The sequence below is a fragment of the Clostridium sardiniense genome (assembly GCF_016907995.1).
Classification (GTDB): Bacteria; Bacillota; Clostridia; order Clostridiales; family Clostridiaceae; genus Clostridium; species Clostridium sardiniense.
In genome coordinates this window covers 13,965-35,450 of the sequence record NZ_JAFBDA010000027.1, presented here as the reverse complement: position 1 = coordinate 35,450, position 21,486 = coordinate 13,965, and the positions used below count along the sequence as shown (strand labels likewise).

The 21,486-nt window shown below is 26.0% G+C and carries 19 protein-coding genes and 2 pseudogenes; 4 read left to right on the top strand and 17 right to left on the bottom strand.

Features of this window, described 5'->3' with window-relative positions; translation table 11 throughout:
* Window positions 1–19: 19 nt before the first annotated feature.
* Both JOC62_RS19400 and JOC62_RS16240 read right to left on the bottom strand, forming a co-directional pair.
* Complete coding sequence (locus JOC62_RS19400) at window positions 20–154, bottom strand: hypothetical protein (RefSeq protein WP_279381526.1); 135 nt, start codon at window positions 152–154, stop codon at window positions 20–22.
* A gap of 399 nt (window positions 155–553) precedes the next feature.
* Window positions 554–802: a hypothetical protein gene (locus JOC62_RS16240; RefSeq protein WP_204596345.1), complete on the bottom strand. Its 249-nt coding sequence runs from the start codon at window positions 800–802 to the stop codon at window positions 554–556.
* A gap of 477 nt (window positions 803–1,279) precedes the next feature.
* Between JOC62_RS16240 and JOC62_RS16235 the strand changes: the two genes are divergently transcribed.
* Both JOC62_RS16235 and pnuC read left to right on the top strand, forming a co-directional pair.
* Complete coding sequence (locus JOC62_RS16235; protein ID WP_204596344.1) at window positions 1,280–2,182, top strand: hypothetical protein; 903 nt, start codon at window positions 1,280–1,282, stop codon at window positions 2,180–2,182.
* 535 nt (window positions 2,183–2,717) lie between these two features.
* Window positions 2,718–3,509 (top strand): nicotinamide riboside transporter PnuC, encoded by a 792-nt coding sequence (gene pnuC / locus JOC62_RS16230; RefSeq protein ID WP_204596343.1) that lies wholly within the window; start codon window positions 2,718–2,720, stop codon window positions 3,507–3,509.
* A 191-nt stretch (window positions 3,510–3,700) separates the two neighbouring features.
* On the opposite strand, the gene JOC62_RS16225 is transcribed toward pnuC, so the two are convergent.
* From JOC62_RS16225 to JOC62_RS16170, 12 genes and pseudogenes are all read right to left on the bottom strand, one after another.
* Window positions 3,701–3,862, bottom strand: coding sequence for a hypothetical protein (locus tag JOC62_RS16225; protein WP_204596342.1), 162 nt, complete (start codon window positions 3,860–3,862; stop codon window positions 3,701–3,703).
* 246 nt (window positions 3,863–4,108) lie between these two features.
* Window positions 4,109–4,249: a hypothetical protein gene (locus JOC62_RS16220; protein WP_204596352.1), complete on the bottom strand. Its 141-nt coding sequence runs from the start codon at window positions 4,247–4,249 to the stop codon at window positions 4,109–4,111.
* 106 nt (window positions 4,250–4,355) lie between these two features.
* Window positions 4,356–4,553 (bottom strand): YwbE family protein, encoded by a 198-nt coding sequence (locus JOC62_RS16215; protein ID WP_204596341.1) that lies wholly within the window; start codon window positions 4,551–4,553, stop codon window positions 4,356–4,358.
* A gap of 107 nt (window positions 4,554–4,660) precedes the next feature.
* Window positions 4,661–5,410, bottom strand: a pseudogene (locus JOC62_RS16210) (DNA topoisomerase); the annotation flags it as partial.
* A 1,067-nt stretch (window positions 5,411–6,477) separates the two neighbouring features.
* Entirely contained in the window at window positions 6,478–6,774 is a 297-nt protein-coding gene (locus JOC62_RS16205) for a hypothetical protein (protein ID WP_204596340.1), read from the bottom strand.
* Between the two features lie 56 nt (window positions 6,775–6,830).
* Window positions 6,831–8,456, bottom strand: coding sequence for an ABC transporter ATP-binding protein (locus tag JOC62_RS16200; protein WP_204596339.1), 1,626 nt, complete (start codon window positions 8,454–8,456; stop codon window positions 6,831–6,833).
* On the bottom strand, window positions 8,453–9,034 hold the full coding sequence (locus tag JOC62_RS16195; protein WP_204596338.1) for a hypothetical protein: 582 nt from the start codon (window positions 9,032–9,034) through the stop codon (window positions 8,453–8,455). Before JOC62_RS16195 ends, JOC62_RS16200 begins: the two co-directional genes overlap by 4 nt.
* A 109-nt stretch (window positions 9,035–9,143) precedes the next feature.
* Complete coding sequence (locus JOC62_RS16190) at window positions 9,144–9,350, bottom strand: hypothetical protein (protein ID WP_204596337.1); 207 nt, start codon at window positions 9,348–9,350, stop codon at window positions 9,144–9,146.
* 122 nt (window positions 9,351–9,472) lie between these two features.
* Complete coding sequence (locus JOC62_RS16185; RefSeq protein ID WP_204596336.1) at window positions 9,473–10,315, bottom strand: PqqD family protein; 843 nt, start codon at window positions 10,313–10,315, stop codon at window positions 9,473–9,475.
* Entirely contained in the window at window positions 10,308–11,651 is a 1,344-nt protein-coding gene (locus JOC62_RS16180) for a radical SAM protein (protein WP_204596335.1), read from the bottom strand. Before JOC62_RS16180 ends, JOC62_RS16185 begins: the two co-directional genes overlap by 8 nt.
* A gap of 18 nt (window positions 11,652–11,669) precedes the next feature.
* On the bottom strand, window positions 11,670–12,167 hold the full coding sequence (locus tag JOC62_RS16175; RefSeq protein ID WP_204596334.1) for a hypothetical protein: 498 nt from the start codon (window positions 12,165–12,167) through the stop codon (window positions 11,670–11,672).
* On the bottom strand, window positions 12,160–13,257 hold the full coding sequence (locus tag JOC62_RS16170) for a radical SAM protein (RefSeq protein ID WP_204596333.1): 1,098 nt from the start codon (window positions 13,255–13,257) through the stop codon (window positions 12,160–12,162). The genes JOC62_RS16175 and JOC62_RS16170 overlap by 8 nt, the downstream gene beginning before the upstream one ends.
* A 988-nt stretch (window positions 13,258–14,245) precedes the next feature.
* Between JOC62_RS16170 and JOC62_RS16165 the strand changes: the two are divergent.
* Window positions 14,246–14,890, top strand: a pseudogene (locus tag JOC62_RS16165) (transposase).
* A gap of 132 nt (window positions 14,891–15,022) precedes the next feature.
* On the opposite strand, the gene JOC62_RS16160 reads toward JOC62_RS16165, so the two are convergent.
* Complete coding sequence (locus JOC62_RS16160) at window positions 15,023–17,197, bottom strand: DNA topoisomerase III (RefSeq protein WP_204596332.1); 2,175 nt, start codon at window positions 17,195–17,197, stop codon at window positions 15,023–15,025.
* Between the two features lie 504 nt (window positions 17,198–17,701).
* Here JOC62_RS16160 and JOC62_RS16155 point away from each other — a divergent pair.
* On the top strand, window positions 17,702–18,376 hold the full coding sequence (locus tag JOC62_RS16155; RefSeq protein WP_204596331.1) for a ferric reductase-like transmembrane domain-containing protein: 675 nt from the start codon (window positions 17,702–17,704) through the stop codon (window positions 18,374–18,376).
* Window positions 18,377–18,672: 296 nt separating this feature from the next.
* Here JOC62_RS16155 and JOC62_RS16150 read toward each other — a convergent pair whose 3' ends face one another.
* Both JOC62_RS16150 and JOC62_RS16145 read right to left on the bottom strand, forming a co-directional pair.
* The gene (locus tag JOC62_RS16150; RefSeq protein ID WP_204596330.1) at window positions 18,673–19,878 is read right to left on the bottom strand and encodes an L-lactate MFS transporter; all 1,206 of its coding nucleotides are present in this window, start codon (window positions 19,876–19,878) and stop codon (window positions 18,673–18,675) included.
* 19 nt (window positions 19,879–19,897) lie between these two features.
* The gene (locus tag JOC62_RS16145) at window positions 19,898–21,469 is read right to left on the bottom strand and encodes an acyl CoA:acetate/3-ketoacid CoA transferase (protein WP_204596329.1); all 1,572 of its coding nucleotides are present in this window, start codon (window positions 21,467–21,469) and stop codon (window positions 19,898–19,900) included.
* Window positions 21,470–21,486: the final 17 nt, after the last annotated feature.

The window sequence follows — 21,486 nt, the reverse complement described above, 5'->3', positions numbered from 1 at the left end:
GAATATTTCCCTAATTCTATTATTTCACTTGAAAAAAACTTGAATTTTTTAAAGTCCCAATAATTGCACATTTATATTTAGAACCAATTGCTTTCTGTAATTCTACTTTTGTAACTTCAACTAATTTTTTCTTATCTTGAGTTTTAATCCACATAAACTTCTCCTTTTCTCAACTTATTAATATAATAAAAATCTAAATTTCTTTGAAGTATTTAACCTTTACTCATTAATGACTTGTCTATTTGTTTTTTAGCTTCAACTAAATATCCTATTCTAGAATTAACTCACCCTACCTGATGCATGAAAGAAATTCCTCAATTTTTGCTTACTGCTTCGATTTCCTTAATTCTTTTTGTTCTCTAAGCTCTTTATATATTTCTTTTCTGTTATTCCAGGGTCCCCCTAAAGCTCTATCTTTTATATAAAATTCTGCAATACCATAAATATTTTCTAAAAGTAAAGCTTTATTTAAATCCTTTACTTTTATATGCTGGACTTAAAAAATAGTTTTGTATTTACAATTATATATTCACCTCATTTTTGTTTTTCTATATTAAATATGATATAGGTTTAAATATAAATTTTTTATAGTTAAAAATAAAATTATTTGAGTACTTAATCTTATTTCATTTAATGATAGAATGTTCATTTGTCTCTCAGTCAATTCTGAAAACAATATTTGTTTTTCTCTAATATTTTTATTCCTCCTCTCACTGTCAATAACTTCATTATTTAATACTTTTTTATAAAAACTATCAAATGAATATTGTTTTGATTTTTTATTTATAGATTTATTAATCATAGATTTTCACCTTCTTTCGCCTATAGCTAAAGTGGTGCTATAATAACTTTCACCTTTCTTTGTACTATTACTATGAGCAAAATAGCAATAATCCCGTAAAATAAACAGAAAGTACATAATTAATTTGAAACTAATTATGTATTTAAAATATTCCTTTTATTAAAAAATCAATTATAATTATATTTTTGATTAATACCAAATTACTTTATTATAATTACTGTTTATATTTGTATACTAACATATTTAATTATTAAATTTCTTATCAACTTTTTTATAATAAAACTTTAGAAATTAAATATGATTAAGCCATTATTTTTTATTATAGTATTTCTTAAGTAATATACTCAAACTCTTTTCAAATTTATGCTAAGACGATTAAATAAATATCTTTAAGCCTCGATACTACAATCCTAATTAAACTATCATCCTTAATTCATGATATAATTTATATTATTTAAACGAAATGAGGTGATATAAATGACAGAAAAACATAGTATGAAATCTTTAAGAATTCTTGCGATTTCCAATATACTCATTAATATTTTAGGTAATATTCTATTATATTTAAATTTAAAAGGATATTCCTTATCTCTATTTGATGGTATAAATATTAACTTAATTAATCAATTTACTGCTTTTACTCTAATCGCTTTAGCTCTTGGTGCAATATTTAATAAATCACCTAAATTATCTGAAGAAGATAGATTTATTGTAAAGTCTAAATTAAAGCCTTTATTATTTTTAAATATAATTTTTATTTTATATAGTGTAATTACTATAATTATATTTAAGAATATGTCGCTCTTTATCTCTTCTCTAATTATGGAGGCTTCTTATATTGCAGTTATAATTTATAGTAAAATAATATATTCTCTACTAGCTACTGACCGTAAACTAAAATGGCAACAAGCTATGTCAGGTGCAGATTCTGATATGAATGATAGTAGTATATTTTGGAGATTTAAAATTTGGTTTTATCCCCTTGAGAAAGTACCTTTTAAGCAAAGATATTTCTCTAAATTCTCAATATTTTATGCGGTTATATTTATTTACTTTTGCTATGATTTACTTTTTAAATCTATTCTAGTTTGGTTATTTTTAATAGGTATACTAAAAAGTCTCCTTGCTTTAATAGAGTACATATTTGGCCTATATACTTCATTAACTGGAATTTGTACAGGCATTGATGAATTTAATGATGATAATGATAATAAACGTTATTTCACAATCTATGTAACTGACTTTGTACATAAACGAGAAATAGTATATTCAACTTATGACACTCCCTATTTTAATAAAAATGGTAAGGTCAAATTGATTCATGGAATATTTTCTAAAAAAGTAATTATAGCTAATAATATAAAAATTAAGTATAGATAAAATTATATTTATTTCAAAGGCAGAGTAACCTATATAATTCTAAAGTTACTTTGCCTTTAAATTTATATATAAATATTATTTTTATATAAATACTCTAATTATATTTAATAACTTTATTTTCCATAAGGAAAACTATTTTAATATTTTAATCAAATTCAAACTCACTATACTGTGAATCACTTGGAACTGTCCTAATTATCTCTTCTTTTTGATTCAAATACTCATCAAACTTAAATTCACTAAAAACTTTTTATAGTTTTTTCATTGAATACATTTAAAATTTATTAACTTTATTCTTTTTTTATTTACTTTATTAAAATTCTATAGTTCCCTCACTTATGAAAACCTTTTACACACTTGCATTGAATCAATTTATTTTGTTTCAAAAATATGTACGCCTCTCTTCTGTATGTAAATATTTTCATACACTTACTTTTAGATACTTTTATGTCATTGTTTTATTGATTTATTAGCTATATAATAACGTTGTCATTTAGAGACGTATTTATTTAACATACTTTTAGGAGGAATTTTAATGACTTGGTTTAAATCGTTTTCAAAATTTCATAAAGGATATTTTATATTTTTCTTACTTGTAAATATATTCTTTTTCTTTAGTCCTTTATATAGTGGTGGTTCAATTTCTGAAACAATAACTGTATTATCAATTGCAGGACTTTTATCAGCAGTAACTGGATTACTTGCAGCAGTATATACAGCTCGTGCAGAAGCAGCAGCTTATGCTTGGGGAGTTGTTAATACTTGTTTTTATATATTTATTTCTTTATCTCGTACAATGTATGCTGAGGTTATTTTATATACATTATACATGTTACCAATGAATTGTTATGGTTTCTTTGCTTGGAGAAAAAGTGCATTAGAAGCTAAAAAAGATAATTCTGAAGCATCAACTATAGAAGTTAGATCATTAAATAAAAAGCAATGGATAGGAATTATTATATTTATAATAGTACTTTGGTTCCTTTACTCAAGATTTGCTTATTATCTACCAGATATAATAAAGCACTTTACTGGAAATGTTATACCACCAGATAAAAGTTACTTAATAGATTCATTTACTGCAACAGTAACAATTTGTGCTGTTATAGTTTCTACTCAAAGATTTAAAGAAACTTGGTATTTCTGGTTATTAGCAGATGCAGTAGGAATAGTATTATACTTACACTCATTCCTTTCTGATCCAAACCTTTCACTTGCAGCTTTATCAGGTGCATTAATGTGGATTCAATTTACTGTTAACTCTGTATACGGTATAATTCTTTGGAAAAAGATTGATAAGAAACAGCATGTAGAAACTGCTAATTAAAGTATTATCAAATTTAAAAACATTGAATATATATATATATATATATATATATATAAGTACTAATAAAAAAATAAAGCCATGTTTTAAATTATTATTGATATAATACTAAATAAACGGACAAATGCATGCTTGTCCGTTTATTATTTTAATCTTTATCTAACGATAAAATAGCAATTATAAGTGATTAATTGTTAAAAGTTTAAATTACCTATAAAATCAGAAAAAATAGCTATAATTATAAAAATAATTCCTGCATATCCTATACTTTTTGTTGATTTCTTTTGTTTACTAATTCCATATATAATTAAACTTATACTAAGTATTATTATAAATATCATCAATAAATTTTTCATAATATACCTCTTTTCTTATGTTTATATTTTATAAATATCTTATAGATTCTAGTTTATCTCTAATCTAATCATAACATTAATTTCCATATAATAAATATAAGTATATAAATTTTATTTATATTAAATATAAATAATAAAAGAACTTGCCTACTAAAAGCAAATTCCTTTATTACTAATTATCTATTAAGTTACATTAATATTTCTTTTTTACATTAAACATATACTCTTTTAAAAGCTTATAATCTATTAATCCATAGTATTCATTTTATGTCCGCAAACCTTACATTTATAATACTTTTTCCCATATATTTTATTATCATAAGCATAATCATGCTCTTTCATATCTTCTCCACAAATTGGACATTTAATCTTTTCTTTATTACTCAAACCCAATCACCTCTTAGTATCTTATGTATTTTAAAGTTATTATAATATATAAAATTCTCTTTTAAAATCTTCTTCATAATTTTTCTTATAAGGCTTATAAACTTTACTATTTTGATGGTATTTCTTGTACTCTTCCAACAGTTCCATCTTCAAGCATAACTTTTATCCCTCTATGGTGAATTGCTGAATTTGTAAGAATTCTCTTAACTATTCCCTTAGTTAATTTTCCAGTACGTTGATCTTCTTTCTTAACAACTAGTACTCCAAGTCCAATCTTTATATCTTTTCTATTAGTTCCATCCATATTATTATCTCCTATTCATTCTCTAGATTATCTTATTATATATCAAATTCTAAACAAATAGCAGAATAATTAATATTATTTATTAACTACTCTGCTATAAATACTATCTATTTAAAATCTTTTAAAAGTGCTGCAAATGGATTATTCATTTCCTCTTCAGCTTCCTTTTTCATTTGCTTCATTATCTTATTTACTTCTCTCTTATTTACCTTACCATTCTTATCAAATCTCTTCTTGAATTGAGATTCCTTTTCCCTAAAGTTACAGTTAGCACCTGGACATACATATATCTTGCCATCTCCACTACCTCTAAACTCTAACTTCTTCTTACACTCTGGGCATCTTGCATTAGTAAGTCTTGCTACATTTTCTCTATGTCCGCATTCTCTATCTTGACATACATTCATAGTTCCATTCTTGCCTTTAACTTCAAGCATATATTTTCCACACTCTGGGCACTTCTTACCAGTTAAATTATCATGATGGAATTTAGCATTTTCTTGCTTTACTGCTTCAACTAATGCAGTTGAATAATTTTTCATATTCTTTATAAATAAATTAGGATCTTCCTTCCCTTTTGCTATTCTATCAAGTTCACCTTCCCATTTTGCTGTAAGAAGAGGTGATTTTAGTTCATTAGGTACTAATTCTATAAGTTGCTTACCCTTTGAAGTTGGGAATATTTCCTTTCCTTTCTTCTCTATAACAAATGAGTTAAATAACTTTTCTATTATATCTGCTCTAGTTGCAACAGTTCCAAGTCCCCCTGTTTCCCCTAAAGTCTTAGCTGACTCTTTATCTACTGCTATATACTTTTGAAGGTTTTCCATTGCAGATAGAAGTGTTCCTTCATGAAAGCTAGTGCTAATAAAAAGAAATAAAAAAAGCAAATATACAACTTAAATCTAAAAAATATCAAAACAAGCTAAATGACGAGAGATTAATAATGATAGAAAAAATCATAGTAAAAAACCTTTAAATAATGGTTCAATAGTAAAAGGAAAATAAATTATTAAAAGCACTACTTATGAAGAAAGTGGTATATCTTACAAAACATAAAAATGTTTTGCGTATTTAGCACATACAACTTGTGATTATAACAACTTTATACTTGGATTCTATATAACTCATGAGAACATCCACGATAGCGTATATTCGAAGATATTTACTCTAAAGTTATTGATAGATATTGATGAAGAATCATAGCTACAGTTACTGCTGTGGGATATTTTACTCCATACATAGATAAAATAATTTTAGATTCTAATGTTCTTCAGTAAATGCCATATAAGAAACCCCTGACTAAAAAGGGATTCTTTATAAAATATGAATTTGCATAAATAATAAAATTCTTAAATACTCAATTACTAATAGAGACGGATATAACGAATATAAATCCAACTCAAAAGAATGTGTTAATTGTCAAGTAAAACAAATTAAATCAGACGATAGATCCTATACATATTTGGTAAAGATGTTTAGATGAAGCAAATCATTTAAAATATGCTAAATATATTAAATCGGTATATAAAAAAACTATAGAACGTGTCTTTGGTGATGCACAGGAAAAGTACTGAATTATATTTACTCACTTAAGAATCTTTGTAAAAATTAAATTTGAGTTCATGCCTATTTTCGCATACATGAATTAAAAAGGATGGAAAATAGTCTTTTCTTCGCCGTATATAGATTTGCTTATGCAAATCTTAAACTGTTCGATTTTAGAGCTAAATATATAAAATATTAAAAGGACCTTTTCTTTCATAAAAAAGTCCTTTTGTATATATACTAAAGCAACTAAATAATTTAGTTGCTTTTTTTCAATTAATAATTTAATATATTATTTTCACGTATAATTATATATAAGAAAATATATAATTTTTTTTCTTTACCTTTAACTTAATCTTTTTTATTAAACTTAGTTCTACACTTTTTTGTTATATAATAACGCACATCTTAATGAAAATATCACTATCGATCCCATCGATATACAAAAGATAATTAACGGATTTTCAATTTTAGCTATTATTACAATTATACTTGAAAGTATAATTATAAAGCTCATTATAACTATATTAGTTCCTACCCATTTACCTGCAATTAATTTATCATCATTTTGGTCATCAAATCCTGCAATCATATTACTCACTAGACCTTTACACATTAATATTCCTAATCCTAAAAGAAATACTCCTATAACTAAAAATACATAATTTACCATTTGCTACCTCCTTTATTATTTATATAAATTTCATATTGAATATTCTTAAATCATATTTAAAAGTTTATTTCATAATCATTTTCTATTTTAGAATTATTATTATGCGTTATTATAAATGTAATTCTATTTTCTTTATTATTAATTATATGAGTATATAACTTATTAGTAGAATCATGATCTAGAGATATATCTGCTTCATCCAAAATTAAGATACTTGGCCTTCTAATCAAAGTTCTTATTATGCCAACTTTTTGCTTTTCTCCGCCAGATACATTTATACCCCTACTTACAATTTTTTTGCATAAAAATTTTTCATCAAATTTGCTAAATCCTATATTTTCCACCAAATCCAATATTTCTTTTTTTTCTATATCTTCACCTAATTTGATATTTTCTAAAACCGTATCAGAAAATAATTCTATTTCTTGAGGTATCACTCCAATAATTTTTTCTAAAGATTCTTCTTTAATTTGTAATAGATTTATTCCATCAATATATATATCTCCATTCGTTGGCTTAATTAATCTACAAAGTAAATTTACTAAAGTCGTCTTTCCTTTTCCATTTAATCCATTTATTTTTATCACTGAACCAATTTTAAAGTTTTCTGATACATTAGAAATTATTTCATCATAATAAGAGAAATTAATATTTTTCATTACTAACTCTTCTTTTAATTCAACATATGTTTCTCCTTCATAAATTATTTCAGAATCATTAACAATTTCATTAAATCTATTAATAGCAACTAAAAACTTTTGATAGTCTATTTGTATATTAGATAATCCTTGGACAGATTGTATAAATTGCTGCATATAATTCAAAAGAACAATAATAGTTCCTATAGACATTATTCCCTTTATTACCATATACCCACCTAATCCTAAAAGTGTTATATTAGGAAGGAAGTTAAGTACCGATAAAATTATACTTAATACTATTGATATCCTCATCATTTTTAATTTAATATCTATATGTTCTTCTAATTTCTGTTTTAATTTATTTTCAGTATAACTATATTTTCTAAAATATTTTATTGTTTTTATATTAATTAAATTTTCATTTAATATATTTCCGACTTCAGCATATTTTGACAGCGAACTGTTTTGAACTATTTTTATTTTCTTCCCAAATACCTTCATTATTATTATTGTTATTACTAACGATATAATTGAAACTATTGTTAATATATAATTTAGCTTCATCATTAAAACAAATAATGCTATTGTAGTAAATACCATTATAAAAATATCAATTGTTGTATTCATTAAAAATCCAACAATTATAGGTACTTCTTCCATTATCCTAGTCATTAACTCTCCAGGATTTTTATATCCATGAAATGAAAGTTCTTTATGAGATATTTTTTTGTATAGTTTTACTCTAAAATCATATAATATCTTTTCATTCATTTTTGTAAATAATGAAGTCTTTATTATATATAATGCCTGAACTGCTACAAAAATACCTATTACTATAATAATAGTTTTAATCAATAAATTTACATTTCCCTTCATAATACACTTATCTACTATATTCTTCATTAAATATGTTTGAAAGAATCCTAATAAAGTTGCACAAATAATGATTATTAATCCAAATATATATTTCCCAATATATACTCTGAATATTTCAAAAATCCCCTGCCATTTATTAAATAACTTTTCTTTATTTTTATTCATATTACATTCTCTTCTGATACTAATTCATATTTAGTTATATTATTTAAACAATTATACTCTTTTAAAATTTTATTTTTTTTATCATACCTGCAAATTGAATTTTCCGGAAACAATATTTCAAAACATATATTCTCATTATCTTCTGTAATAAATTTCACAGTTGTTGGGTAAATATCTCTTAATTCGCTATTTATCGTATACACTTTCAATATATTATTACCTTCACTATATCTATCAAAAATTTTAGGAAGATTAGAAATTAGATATACATTACTAAATATTATATTGTTAAACAAATATGTTCTTTCTATTTTATTATTCATACCAAAAATAATGTTACTATTTGAGTCTATTTCTGAAAATATATTACTTATTCGAAATTCATTTACAAAACTATTAATACACTCTTTAACTAATGTATAATCTTTTTGGTTTACTGCTACATAAATATCTTGTTTAATATTTTCTAAATTAATTTCTCCCTCCATTACCTCTACATCTTCATTATATGTAGTAGTTACTAAAAAACATCCTAGTTCTCTTCCATTATTCGTAATTTTATATTTTATTAAACTCATAAAAGCCTCACCTCTTATACAATAATTTACCTTTATATAAGGAATTAATTAAATATTAATAGTAGGATAGATCACTAAATAATCTATCCTACATTTCTTTAACTCCTATTTAACAACTAACACCAATATTAATCCATGCTGCCATATTAACTCCTGCAACCATATTTACACCGCCATATGCGTAACCAGCCGCAACATAAGCACCTGCAACAGCTATTGCTACCGCAAGAACTACAGCTAGCCATGTACACCCATATGGAGTAATGTTGTTATCATCTCCAACTCTCTTTATTTGTGGCTTTTGGTATTCATTCATAGTATTCCCTCCCCCTTTAAATTTTAATTTATATGAACATATTACTTTTCCCCTAAAAGATATTTAAATTAGAATGGAAAAAGCTAATGAGCATAGCAACTATCTTTAAATAAAATTTTTATTTAAATTATATCAAATGCTTTAACAGAAACATCAAATACATCTTCTATTCTAATTGCATCCTTCATTATTCCTAATTCTTTAAAGCTCGTTCTTTCTATAAATTTATTTATACTTCTATAATTATTTTCTGCTATTTGTATATCTATTCTTGTAAAATCAATTCCCGTTAATTTTTTATAGGTATCAACACACCATTTTATAAATTCATCTATATTAGTTGATTCTGGTATTTTTTCATTTTCAATATAAAATGTAAGAGTTAAGCTTTTTCTTGCATCTAACGGCGTAGCCAGCGCTAATGTTAAAATTGATTTTGAATCTATGTCTAATCTAAAGTATTCCTCTGTTGCATGGAAAACTCTTTGACGTGCCGAAGATATATTTAATATATAATCTAAAGTTACGTAAGGTGTATGGAACAATTTACTCTCTCTATCATCTAATTTATCTATTTCTCTAATTAATTTTATTACTTCATCTTCTGTCAACATTTTATATTTTACATTGTCTATAGATTTTTCATAAATATTTTTAAATGCATGTTCTCCATTCCATTCAACTATACCGATTCTCCACAAAACGAAAATTATATTTGTAATATCCTCCTGAACCTCTTCTAATGTAACATTAGAGTAATTAGATTTTATCTTATTACTAATTTCATTAATAGATTTTTTTCCATCACATAAGTTTAAAATATTATTAGTCTGCTCATTCATTTCTAAAGCTTGTAGCTCTGGGTGATGCTTAGAAATAAATGTAGTAATACCTTTTTTTTCGTTTCTTTGATAAATTAAATTTTTTTTATTGAAAATTGGTTTACATTCTAAATAATTATACATTTTCCACCTCTTCTATCTTTATTAAACTATCCATTATTAATTTTGCAAGAATTTTTTTTAATCCTAATTTTCCTTTTAATAAATATTCAAATTTATTCAAGCTAATTTTATCTTTATATAATTGATTTATTATCTCTATCGGTATATCTTCACATGAATAAGTCTTTATTAACATATTGTTACTTAAGTCATATCTTTTAAATTTATAATTATTCTCATTATTAATAAAAATCATATTTTCATTTAACATAACATTATATAACTCTTTATTTTTAATAATATTCTCTAATAAATCTTCAAACTTTGAAAACATTATTTCACACTTATTCATTGTTTTTCCTGAGTCTTTTCCTTCAAAAGTCATAACACATGGGAAGCACTCATCATTAAAATTACAATTATCACAAATACCTCTTTTTTGTATATTAATATATGACTTTACTTCTTTATTAAATTTGGTATTATCTAAAATTAAAAATTCGTTATCTAAATCTATTTCAAACATCTTATCCTTGAAAACTTTACTTGAAAACATAGATATACACGGAATTATTTTTCCATTACTCATTAATGAATAACAATTATTTATAACAGAACATTTCGGTACATAAGTAAAGAAGTTGCTACCTGTTTTCAAATTTAAATAGGCTACCTCTATTGGCAATGCTGATTTAAGATTTAATTGATATTTCTTATTTTTCAAACTATTATAAGCCTTTACAATTTCTTCTTGACTTTTTCTAAATTCTTCATCAGTGATTTGTATCTCTAAATTTTCTAAAGCATTTCCTTGACTAGCTATTCCTCCAATATTTAATGAATTGATATTTAATTCATTAAAAAACTGCGGAATTTTATCCACTTCCTTCATGTTATATTTATTCAATGTCATTTGTATTCCTAAATGTTTATTCGATACTCGTCTTACATTTTTAATTGCTCTTATAATCTTATTAAAACTACCTTTTCCTCTAATATAATCATTAGATTCTTTAGTAATTCCTTCTATACTAATAAATATTGCTGATAGACTAGTACTCATAATTTTCTTTGCAAATTCTATATCCTCTAATAATATTCCATTTGTAACCATATCAGTTATTATTCCATATTTATTACAAAGATTTATAAGTTCACTTATATTTTTATAGATCAATGGCTCTTTAGTCGAAAATGTTATTTTTTTTACTCCTAAACCTGCCAATCTTTTTATGATTTTAATTGACTCCTCAAATGGTAAATCTTTAATTTCATTTACTGTCTTATCCACAAAACAATGTCTACAATTCAAATTACATTTACTTGTTATCTCCCAATGAATAGAGTCTATCCTCATATAATTTCTCCTTTTTCACTATATAGTTTTTACAAATATGATAACATTTTGATCCATTCCAAGTTCATTTTTTAATAAAATTTCTCTCTCAAAATTTAATTCTTTTAATTTATTTTTCAATTCATTATTTAATTCTTCTTCTTTAATATATATCGTTATTCTTTTATATAAATCTTCAAATATTTCATTAATTTTAAAAACTGAAAATTTTATAAAATCACTACAATTCTTTGAATTTATATTTGTAAATAACTTCAGCTCAATAGAAGTTACATTACTAATATCTTTAGGTAATACATAGTATAGCATTGAATCTATTTTACTATCTATCACACTAGCAAAACATAAGATTTCATAATTAAACATATATTCCCTTATTGCAACTTCATCGAATTCCTGTATATTATAATGAGCTCCAATGATATTATTTTTTTTATCTATAAAGATATCACTTTGTTTTATAAAATCACTTATCTTATAGCTATCACTTATTTCTAATAATTTAAATTTATTCATATATAAACTCTCCTTCTAAATTGTACTTATGAATATTATCTAATGTAACTGAATTTATATCCTTGATTTTTATTAAGTCTAAATCAATATTTTTTTCCTTATATACTCTTGGTAAGTTACTATTAATTTCTGTTATATCCAGTTCGCTGCATGATTTAGGTAATTCTGCAATTTGTCTTAATAAATTTATTCCCCAAGCTTCACTTAATCCATTATTCCAATACTTTAGTAAACTATTTCTTCTTATATTACCAAATTTTATTGGTAAGTATGGCGAAACTGTAATATCACCATAAGCATTTATACCTACATAATGAGAATATCCATCTATTCTTGTTTTTGATCTAACCAAATGATCAATAGGATCTCCCCAATCAAATTGCATTTTATTTGTACCTACATTATTTACTTTTTTCTTGTTTATATATCTTGCTAATTTTCTATAATCATTATATTCTGGCATATAATCTTTTAAATTTTGTTCTGCTCTACCTAATAACATCAATGGTTGCATTCTAAATTCATCAACTTTAAGTTTTTCACATAATTCTACTACCTTTTCAATCTGATTTATATTTCTTAATGTTGGTGTAGTTGCAACTCCTACTCTTAGGTTACACTCTTTTAAATATTTAATAGCTTGTACAGCTTTTTTAAAGCTTCCCTTTTTATTTCTAATCCAATCATGTAATTCATCACAATGACCATCTAAACTTACTTGGATATTTGATATTCCTGAATCTTTTAAATTTTGTGCAACCTCTCTTGTAACTAATTCACCATTTGTAACCATATTTACCACTATTTCATTTTTACTTTCATCTGTTAATAATTTAGCAATTTTATAAATAAGTTCTTTTCTAAGGAGTGGTTCTCCACCACATATACAAATAACATTCGGTTTTAATTCCAAAATATCTCTGACAACATCTAAAACATTTTCGTCAGACATTTCTTCAATTCCTAAATTATGTTCACCACTACTATTAAAGCAATGTAAGCATCTTAATGTACATCGATATGTTATATCTAATGAAATCATCATTGGTCCTGTTTGAATTTTGCTATCTTTTATAAAATTCTCTTCCATAATCCCTCATCCCCTCTTATTTAAAATGCACCAAATAATACCTTTTGGTATATTTTATTAAAATTTTACTATTTATTCATTTATTTACATTTTATTGCTTTATCCTTGTATCGTCAATATTTTTTTCATAATTTGTTAATTTCTTTAACATTTTTTTCTTATAATACTTAGTCATAAATATCTTAATAAAAATAGACTTATAAAATATAAATGTTTTAAGTAAAAAAGGAGTCTATTGAAAATAGCTTCACATAAGAAATGTAATAAACAGCTATATAACACAAATTGAACAAAAAATACGAATTGAAATCAAAAGTATTTAATAGTTTACTTCTATATATCATTTCCACTTATGTTAGTGAATTAGTTTAAAATAAAATCACATAATACAACCATAATAAGCTAAATCTATCAAAATATCTAAAGAATTTATTAATTTAAAATATCATCATTATTAGTAATTTTAAAAAAACTAGATACACTTTTTGAGGAAAAGGAAAAGATTAATTAGTATTGAAAATAGTTGTATTGATTAAAGAAACTAATAAAGATAGTGTTAGTCTACTACCATCTTATTGAATTTGTTGATATTAGTAAAAGGGTATTTACAAGATGGCTCAAAAATATAACTGTAACCAATAATAGGATGAAAAACTGCATTAGATAATAGTCTAACAAAATACTTCAGACATAGTAAGTGAGCCCATAATTTTAAGATTTACCAACATCACAAATATTTTCTTTTTAGCAGAGAGAACCTTATATATAAAATTAGAATTAATACTCTATAAAACACCTAGAAAAGAAAATATAGACATCATTATATACATACTAAGGTGCCTGTATTGCTTCAGAGAGTAGATAAATTTGTGTAAAAGCCAATTTATCTACGGTCTTTTTGGTATAATAAACTGGAAAATCTGAAATAATATTCTTAAAGATTTTAAATAGGATTTCAAATGAATAAAAAAATAATCATCAATAAGAGATTAAAATTTGTAAATCTGTTGAAAATTTAGTGGGTAAAAATGAATTGATGAAAAGGCTATTCAACGATGTTATGCATCAATTGTTATAAGCTGAAATTAAATAACATTTAGGTAGAAGTACGTATTAAAGAGCTTTAGAAGATAATGATTCTAAAAATTATAGAAATGGAACATCAAGTAAAACTGTTAGAAGTAATTCCAAGACATAGAAATAGTAATTGTACTCCGGTATCTGTAAAGAAATATATAAAAAATTACAATGAATTTGATCAAAAAATCATTGGACTATATATAGAAAAAGAAAAACGGGATTATAAGTATGCTCTAGTTATAGATTCTTATTATTCTAATTTTGATAAATTAAGTACATTCTTTGCTTTTTCAAAGACAATAAGAAAGATGATTCATGCTACAAACACACTTGAAGTATTTAATAGACAACTACCAAAATGTACTAAAATAAGAACAGTATTGCCTACAGATGAATCATTAAGAAAATCTTTATATTTAGCAACCGATCAAATTATGAAAAATGAACTTCGCCAATAGGAAATGGAGGATATATTTTGTTACAATTTGAAATAATGTTCTCAGAAAGATCAAAATACTTCAGCAATTTAAGTTGGAGTTATTCGTATTTTTAAGTATATATTTAAAATTTTGAACAAAATAAACTTTAAATACTAACTCAGTATTTAGTATTTTAAAACATATAAATTATATAATATAAAATTATAGCAGGGAAGTTTTTAAAACTTCTCTGCTATAAATACTATCTATTTAAAATCTTTCAAAAGTGCTGCAAATGGATTATTCATTTCCTCTTCAGCTTCCTTCTTCATTTGCTTCATTATCTTATTTACTTCCCTCTTATTTACCTTACCATTTTTATCAAATCTCTTCTTAAATTGAGATTCCTTTTCCCTAAAGTTACAGTTAGTACCTGGACATACATATATCTTGCCATCTCCACTACCTCTAAGCTCTAACTTCTTCTTACACTCTGGGCATCTTGCATTAGTAAGTCTTGCTACATTTTCTCTATGTCCGCATTCTCTATCTTGGCATACATTCATAGTTCCATTCTTGCCTTTAACTTCAAGCATGTATTTCCCACACTCTGGACACTTCTTACCAGTTAAATTATCATGATGGAACTTAGCATTCTCTTGCTTCACTGCTTCAACTAATGCAGTTGAATAGTTTTTCATATTCTTTATAAATAAATTAGGATCTTCCTTCCCCTTTGCTATTCTATCAAGTTCACCTTCCCATTTTGCTGTAAGAAGAGGTGATTTTAGTTCATTAGGTACTAATTCTATAAGTTGCTTACCCTTTGAAGTTGGGAATATTTCTTTTCCTTTCTTCTCTATAACAAATGAGTTAAATAACTTTTCTATTATATCTGCTCTAGTTGCAACAGTTCCAAGTCCTCCTGTTTCCCCTAAAGTCTTAGCTGACTCTTTATCTACTGCTATATACTTTTGAGGATTTTCCATTGCAGATAGAAGTGTTCCTTCATTAAATCTTGTAGGCGGCTTTGTTTCACCCTTCTTTTCTATAACTTCTTTAACTTTAAATGAATCACCTTTACTCATCTTAGGAAGTTCTTGCTCTTTTATATCTGAATCTTCTTCATCATCTTCTCTATCAAAGACCTTTTTCCATCCCTTTGATTTTACAACTTTTCCTTTTGCTATAAGCTTTTCTCCATTTACTTCTCCAGTAAGAGTTGTTTGTATATATTCAAATGGAGGCATAAGCACTGACAAGAATCTCTTAACTACTAAGTCATAAACATGTCTTTCTTCTGAGCTAAGGTTTGCTAAGTTTCCTCTTTCTTCTGTTGGAATTATAGCGTGGTGGTCTGAAACCTTTGCATCATCAACAAAGCTTTTATTTCCAGTTATTTTAGTTTTAAGTAAGTCTGTAGCTATCATTCTATATTCACCTACAGCAATTCCTTTAAGCCTTTCTGGAATTGTAGCTACTATATCTTTAGATATATATCTTGAATCTGTTCTTGGATATGTTAAAAGCTTATGGTTTTCATAAAGTCTTTGCATTATGTTTAATGTTTGCTTTGCTGAATATCCCCATATCTTATTACAATCTCTTTGAAGCTCTGTTAAATCATAAAGCTTTGGTGAGAATGTTTTTTTATGACTTTCATTAACATCTATTATCTTTCCTTCTCCGCCTCTAAGCTTTGATACTACTTTATCTGAGAAATCTTTATTAAATACTCTTGAATTATTATCTTTATTTACCCAAGTGAAATTACATCTATCTGTTTTAACATTAATAGTGTAGTATTCCTTTGGTTTAAAGTTTCTAATGTCCTCTTCTCTTTGTACTATCATAGCTAAAGTTGGTGATTGAACTCTACCTGCTGAAAGCTGTGCATTATGCTTACAAGTTAATGCTCTTGTTACATTAAGACCAACAATCCAGTCTGCCTCTGCTCTACACTCTGCTGCATGATAAAGATTATCGTATGCTCTTCCATCTTTTAAGTTATTAAATCCATCTTTTATTGCTTTATCTGTTTGAGATGATATCCAAAGTCTCTTAATAGGCTTCTTTACATGTGCTTTTTCTATAATCCAACGTGCAACTAGCTCTCCTTCACGTCCAGCATCTGTTGCAATGATTATTTCATTTACATCTTTTCTAACCATTTGATCTTTTACAATCTTATATTGCTTTCCGCTACCTTTAATTACTGTAAGCTTCATATGCTTTGGAAGCATTGGTAATGTCTCCATAGACCATTTTTTCCACTCTGGGTTATATCCTTCTGGTGCATCTAGTGTTACTAAATGACCAAGAGCCCAAGTTACTATATATTTATCTCCTTCTAGGAATCCATTTCCTTTTTTATTACATCTTAAAACTCTTCCAAGTTCTCTTCCAACTGAAGGCTTTTCTGCTAAAACTAATGATTTCATAAATCTTTATTTCCTTCCTTAATTCAATTTACTATTCCTATTATACTACTTTTATTAACTTAAACCTCTTAACATATTTATAATTCTTAAAATTTCAAAATCCCTTCAAAATCTCATCTTCTTAATAAAAGCTATTATTGTAAGATCTATTTTCACTCATTAAAAATCTATCTTTGAAGTTTGTATTAAAAAATGATGTAAAAGCCTACTATTTTTTATGAATTAATAATATACGCTCTCACATCACTAGCTTCAAATATACTTCTAAGTTTTTTAAATGTCCGTATAATAATTTACTAAATTGACTGTTTTACATAATATATTTAGTAATGTAATTAATTCTATATTTCTAAAATATTTTTATAGGTATAGTATTCCATTTACATTACATTCTAATTTTATTATATGTATTTTGTTTTTTCAATAAATTATTTTTCTTGACTAAATTATGAACTCAATATATAATTCAATTGATAATGATTTTCAATGACAAAGGAGGACTTTATGTTACTTATTATTTCAATTCTAATTTTATCTGCTTTAGGTTTTTTCTTGAATAAACAGATAAAATCGCACGCAAATATTCTTTATTTAATTTCAGCATTAATTGCAATTTTCTTTATTACATATTCAAGAATGAAATTAAATATTTATTTCCCAGAGTTTGTAAATAAATATTTAATTAGCATTTTTTCTAGGGGAACAATCTCTTTAGCATTGTTTACTATAGTAATGTATACTGGTGCTTTAAGTAGATCTTTAACTATAACAAAAAGATTTATGAGTATCCGTGCTGAACTATCTATAATAGCATGTATATTAACACTCGGACATAATATTTTATATGGTTTTTATTACTTCCCTGTTCTTTTCACTAATCCAAGCTCTCTTTCAACATATAAATTAATAGCAACGCTAATGACAATCGTAATGATTTGTTTAATGATTCCTTTAATGGTTACATCATTTCCATCTGTAAGAAGGAAGATGCCTTATAATAAATGGAAGAAAATACAACGTTCAGCTTATGTTTTTTACGGATTAATCTATATTCACATAATGCTTTTATTTATTCCTAAAATTCAAAAGGGAAAGTTAAGTGATGTTTTAATATATTCTTTTGTTTTCCTAATGTATTATATTTTACGTATACATAAACATATTAAAAAAATTAAATAACCTATTTTAATTTAAGCAATTACATATATTCTAATAGAATAAATTTAATAACATTCTACATACATTTAAAAAGAGTTAAGAAAGTGAGATTTCTTAACTCTTTTATTTCTATATTATATATATCTATTATAAAGCACTTTAAAAAATCCTGTATTCTTTATAAATATATGTTTTTAAAATAAATGTTTATATTATCTATTCTCCATATAAATTTGAATACTTTAAAATCTTTAACATACTCTAATCTATAAAATCCTTATTCTTAAAATTCCGTGTTCATAAAAATCATTTTATATTTAATCTAATTGCATTTCTCTGCCTATTTTAATTGTATTGTTCTTATAAATATATAAGGCTCCAAGTACCGCTATAAAACATAATATTGTAGATGCTATAAATGTTAGCTTTAACCCTATAGCTGTAGCTGTCATAGGTCCAATTACAGCTCCTAGTCCATATATTGCAAATATTATTCCATAGTTAACTCCAAAATTCTTAGTACCATAATAAGCTGCCATAATAGTTGGGAATATGGTTAACATTCCTCCATAGCTTATTGCCATAAATCCTAATACAATAAAGTATTTATTTCCGCTCAAATCTCCAAAGGCAGTATAAGCCATTGATACTGTCATTATAATATAAATTATTCCAGCTGATTTTTCTATTCCGAGCTTATCTGAAATCATACCCCAGAAAAGTCTTCCGCCAGCATTAAACAGTGATATTACTGCAACTGCATTTGCTGCTGCCTCTGGAGTTATATTAGCTAGTTCAACTCCTATATCTCTAGCTAGTCCAATTACTGTTAAACATGCTGTTCCACCAAATAGATACATCATAGCTAACACATAAAACTTTCCATGACTTAACATCTCTTTAGGAGTAATATTAATTTCATCCTTATCATTAGTAGGCTTTTTATTATTAGCTTCAACCTCTTCATCTGGAAGTGAAAGAAATTGTGCAGGTATTATTGCTAAGATTGTATAAATAATTCCTAAATATAAGAAAACACCTGGAACACTGGCAACATTAATAAAATGTATTGCTATAGGCTTAAAAACTAATGCTGATAATCCAAAGGCACTTACTGCAAGTCCTGTGACTAAACCTCTCTTATCTGGGAACCACTTAACACAAGTAGCCACTGGACACACATAAACAAAACCTGCTCCTATCCCTGCGATCACTCCATAATATAAATATAATTGCCATACTTCACTTACTGTACTAGAAAGTATCACTCCTGCACCAAATAAGATACTTCCTATTGTTGCTATCTTTCTAGGTCCATATTTATCCTGTAGTCTACCACCAAATATAGCTGAGAATGTAAAGAAAAATATCATAACTGAAAAAGTGAATACTATAGAACTTTTATCCCATCCAAATTTCTCTGTAAATGGTATATTAAATAAGCTCCACATAAAGATAGTTCCCATAACTAATTGAATTGCTAATGATGCAATTACTACTATTATTCCTCTACTCTTTTTCATCTTATCCCCCTTTTGTGTTTTAAACTAACACTTCCTTATTTGTTTTAAGCTCTAAGTTCATTAACTCATCTTTAAATATTTTTTCTTCCATAATTTTTAAATCTTTAGATATAATAGGTTTAAAGTCCATATTGTCTAATATATCTTTTTGCATGTCTACTCCTGGTGCTATCTCTGTAAGAATCAATCCATCTTTTCCAAGTTCAAAAACAGCTCTTTCAGTTATATATAAAACCTTTTGTCCAAGCTCACTAGCATATTTACCACTAAAAGTTATTTGCTCTACTTCATCTATAAATTTGTTTATTTTACCTTCCTTTTCAATAACTAACCTTCTATCATCAACCTTTATCTTTAGACCTCCAGCAGTAAAAGTACCACAATAAACTACTTTCTTAGCATTCTGAGTTATATTTATAAAACCACCACATCCTGCTATCTTAGGACCAAATTTACTTACGTTAATATTTCCATCTTTATCACATTGTGCAAGACCTAGGAAAGCTACATCTAATCCTCCGCCATCATAAAAATCAAATTGATAAGCTTGATCTATTACACATTCTGCATTAAGAGAAGCACCAAAGTTTAATCCGCTTGCTGGTATTCCACCAATAGGACCAGACTCTACAGTAAGTACCATACTATCTTTTATTCCTTCCTCGTTAGCCACTACTGCAACCCCTTCTGGAACTCCAATTCCTAAGTTTACTATTGAATTAGGTAATATCTCCATTGCTGCCCTTCTTGATATTATCTTTCTCTCATTTAGCGGCATAGCGTCTACTTCATTTAAAGGAATTGTTATTTCTCCACTATAAGCTGGATTATATTTTTCTCCAAAGGTTTGCATGTTATTTTCTTCTTTAGCTACCACTATAGCATCAACATATATTCCAGGAATTTTCACTTCCTTACTCTTTATACTTCCATCTGTTACAACTTTCTCAACTTGGGCTATTACTATTCCCCCTGAGTTTTTTGCAGCTTGTGCCATAGATAATCCTTCTAATGTAGCAACTTCCTTTTGAAGAGATAAATTTCCCTTTTCATCTGCAAATGTCGCTCTTATTATTGCAACATCTATAGGGAATGCTTTATATAATAATCTTTCTACTCCTTCTATCTCAACTAGCTTAACTATATCTTCTTCAGTTTTACTATTTAATTTTCCACCGCTTACTCTCGGGTCTACAAACGTTTTCAATCCAACATGAGTTAATGTACCCACCTTTTTAGCTGCTATATCTCTTAAAAGATGCGTTATAGTTCCTTGCGGAAGATTATAAGCTTCTATTTTATTTTCAATTGCTAATTTTTGTAGCTTAGGTGCGAGTCCCCAATGACCACCTATAACTTTTTTAACAAGACCTTCGTATCCAAAATGATTTAATCCCCTTTCTTTTGAATCCCCTTGACCTGCTGCATATACAAGTGTTAAATCTTTAGGATGTCCCGTTTCTAGATATTTCTTTTCTATAGCTGATGTTATTTCTTCTGGATGCCCAGCCCCTATAAACCCTCCAACTGCTACTGTAGAATTATCTTTTATCATATGTAGTGCTTCTTTAAGTGATTTTACCTTTGACATTTAAATTACCTCCTTAA

Coding starts and splice junctions, on each gene's coding strand:
- JOC62_RS16150 (WP_204596330.1), bottom strand. CDS start 19,878: ATGAAAAAGAGTAGAGGAATAATAGTAGTAATTGCATCATTAGCAATT.
- JOC62_RS16195 (WP_204596338.1), bottom strand. CDS start 9,034: ATGAGTTTAATAAAATATAAAATTACGAATAATGGAAGAGAACTAGGA.
- JOC62_RS16215 (WP_204596341.1), bottom strand. CDS start 4,553: ATGGATGGAACTAATAGAAAAGATATAAAGATTGGACTTGGAGTACTA.
- JOC62_RS16180 (WP_204596335.1), bottom strand. CDS start 11,651: ATGAGGATAGACTCTATTCATTGGGAGATAACAAGTAAATGTAATTTG.
- JOC62_RS16240 (WP_204596345.1), bottom strand. CDS start 802: ATGATTAATAAATCTATAAATAAAAAATCAAAACAATATTCATTTGAT.
- JOC62_RS16205 (WP_204596340.1), bottom strand. CDS start 6,774: ATGGTAAATTATGTATTTTTAGTTATAGGAGTATTTCTTTTAGGATTA.
- JOC62_RS16175 (WP_204596334.1), bottom strand. CDS start 12,167: ATGAATAAATTTAAATTATTAGAAATAAGTGATAGCTATAAGATAAGT.
- JOC62_RS16190 (WP_204596337.1), bottom strand. CDS start 9,350: ATGAATGAATACCAAAAGCCACAAATAAAGAGAGTTGGAGATGATAAC.
- JOC62_RS16145 (WP_204596329.1), bottom strand. CDS start 21,469: ATGTCAAAGGTAAAATCACTTAAAGAAGCACTACATATGATAAAAGAT.
- JOC62_RS16170 (WP_204596333.1), bottom strand. CDS start 13,257: ATGGAAGAGAATTTTATAAAAGATAGCAAAATTCAAACAGGACCAATG.
- JOC62_RS19400 (WP_279381526.1), bottom strand. CDS start 154: ATGTGGATTAAAACTCAAGATAAGAAAAAATTAGTTGAAGTTACAAAA.
- JOC62_RS16185 (WP_204596336.1), bottom strand. CDS start 10,315: ATGTATAATTATTTAGAATGTAAACCAATTTTCAATAAAAAAAATTTA.
- pnuC (WP_204596343.1), top strand. CDS start 2,718: ATGACTTGGTTTAAATCGTTTTCAAAATTTCATAAAGGATATTTTATA.
- JOC62_RS16235 (WP_204596344.1), top strand. CDS start 1,280: ATGACAGAAAAACATAGTATGAAATCTTTAAGAATTCTTGCGATTTCC.
- JOC62_RS16225 (WP_204596342.1), bottom strand. CDS start 3,862: ATGAAAAATTTATTGATGATATTTATAATAATACTTAGTATAAGTTTA.
- JOC62_RS16200 (WP_204596339.1), bottom strand. CDS start 8,456: ATGAATAAAAATAAAGAAAAGTTATTTAATAAATGGCAGGGGATTTTT.
- JOC62_RS16155 (WP_204596331.1), top strand. CDS start 17,702: ATGTTACTTATTATTTCAATTCTAATTTTATCTGCTTTAGGTTTTTTC.
- JOC62_RS16160 (WP_204596332.1), bottom strand. CDS start 17,197: ATGAAATCATTAGTTTTAGCAGAAAAGCCTTCAGTTGGAAGAGAACTT.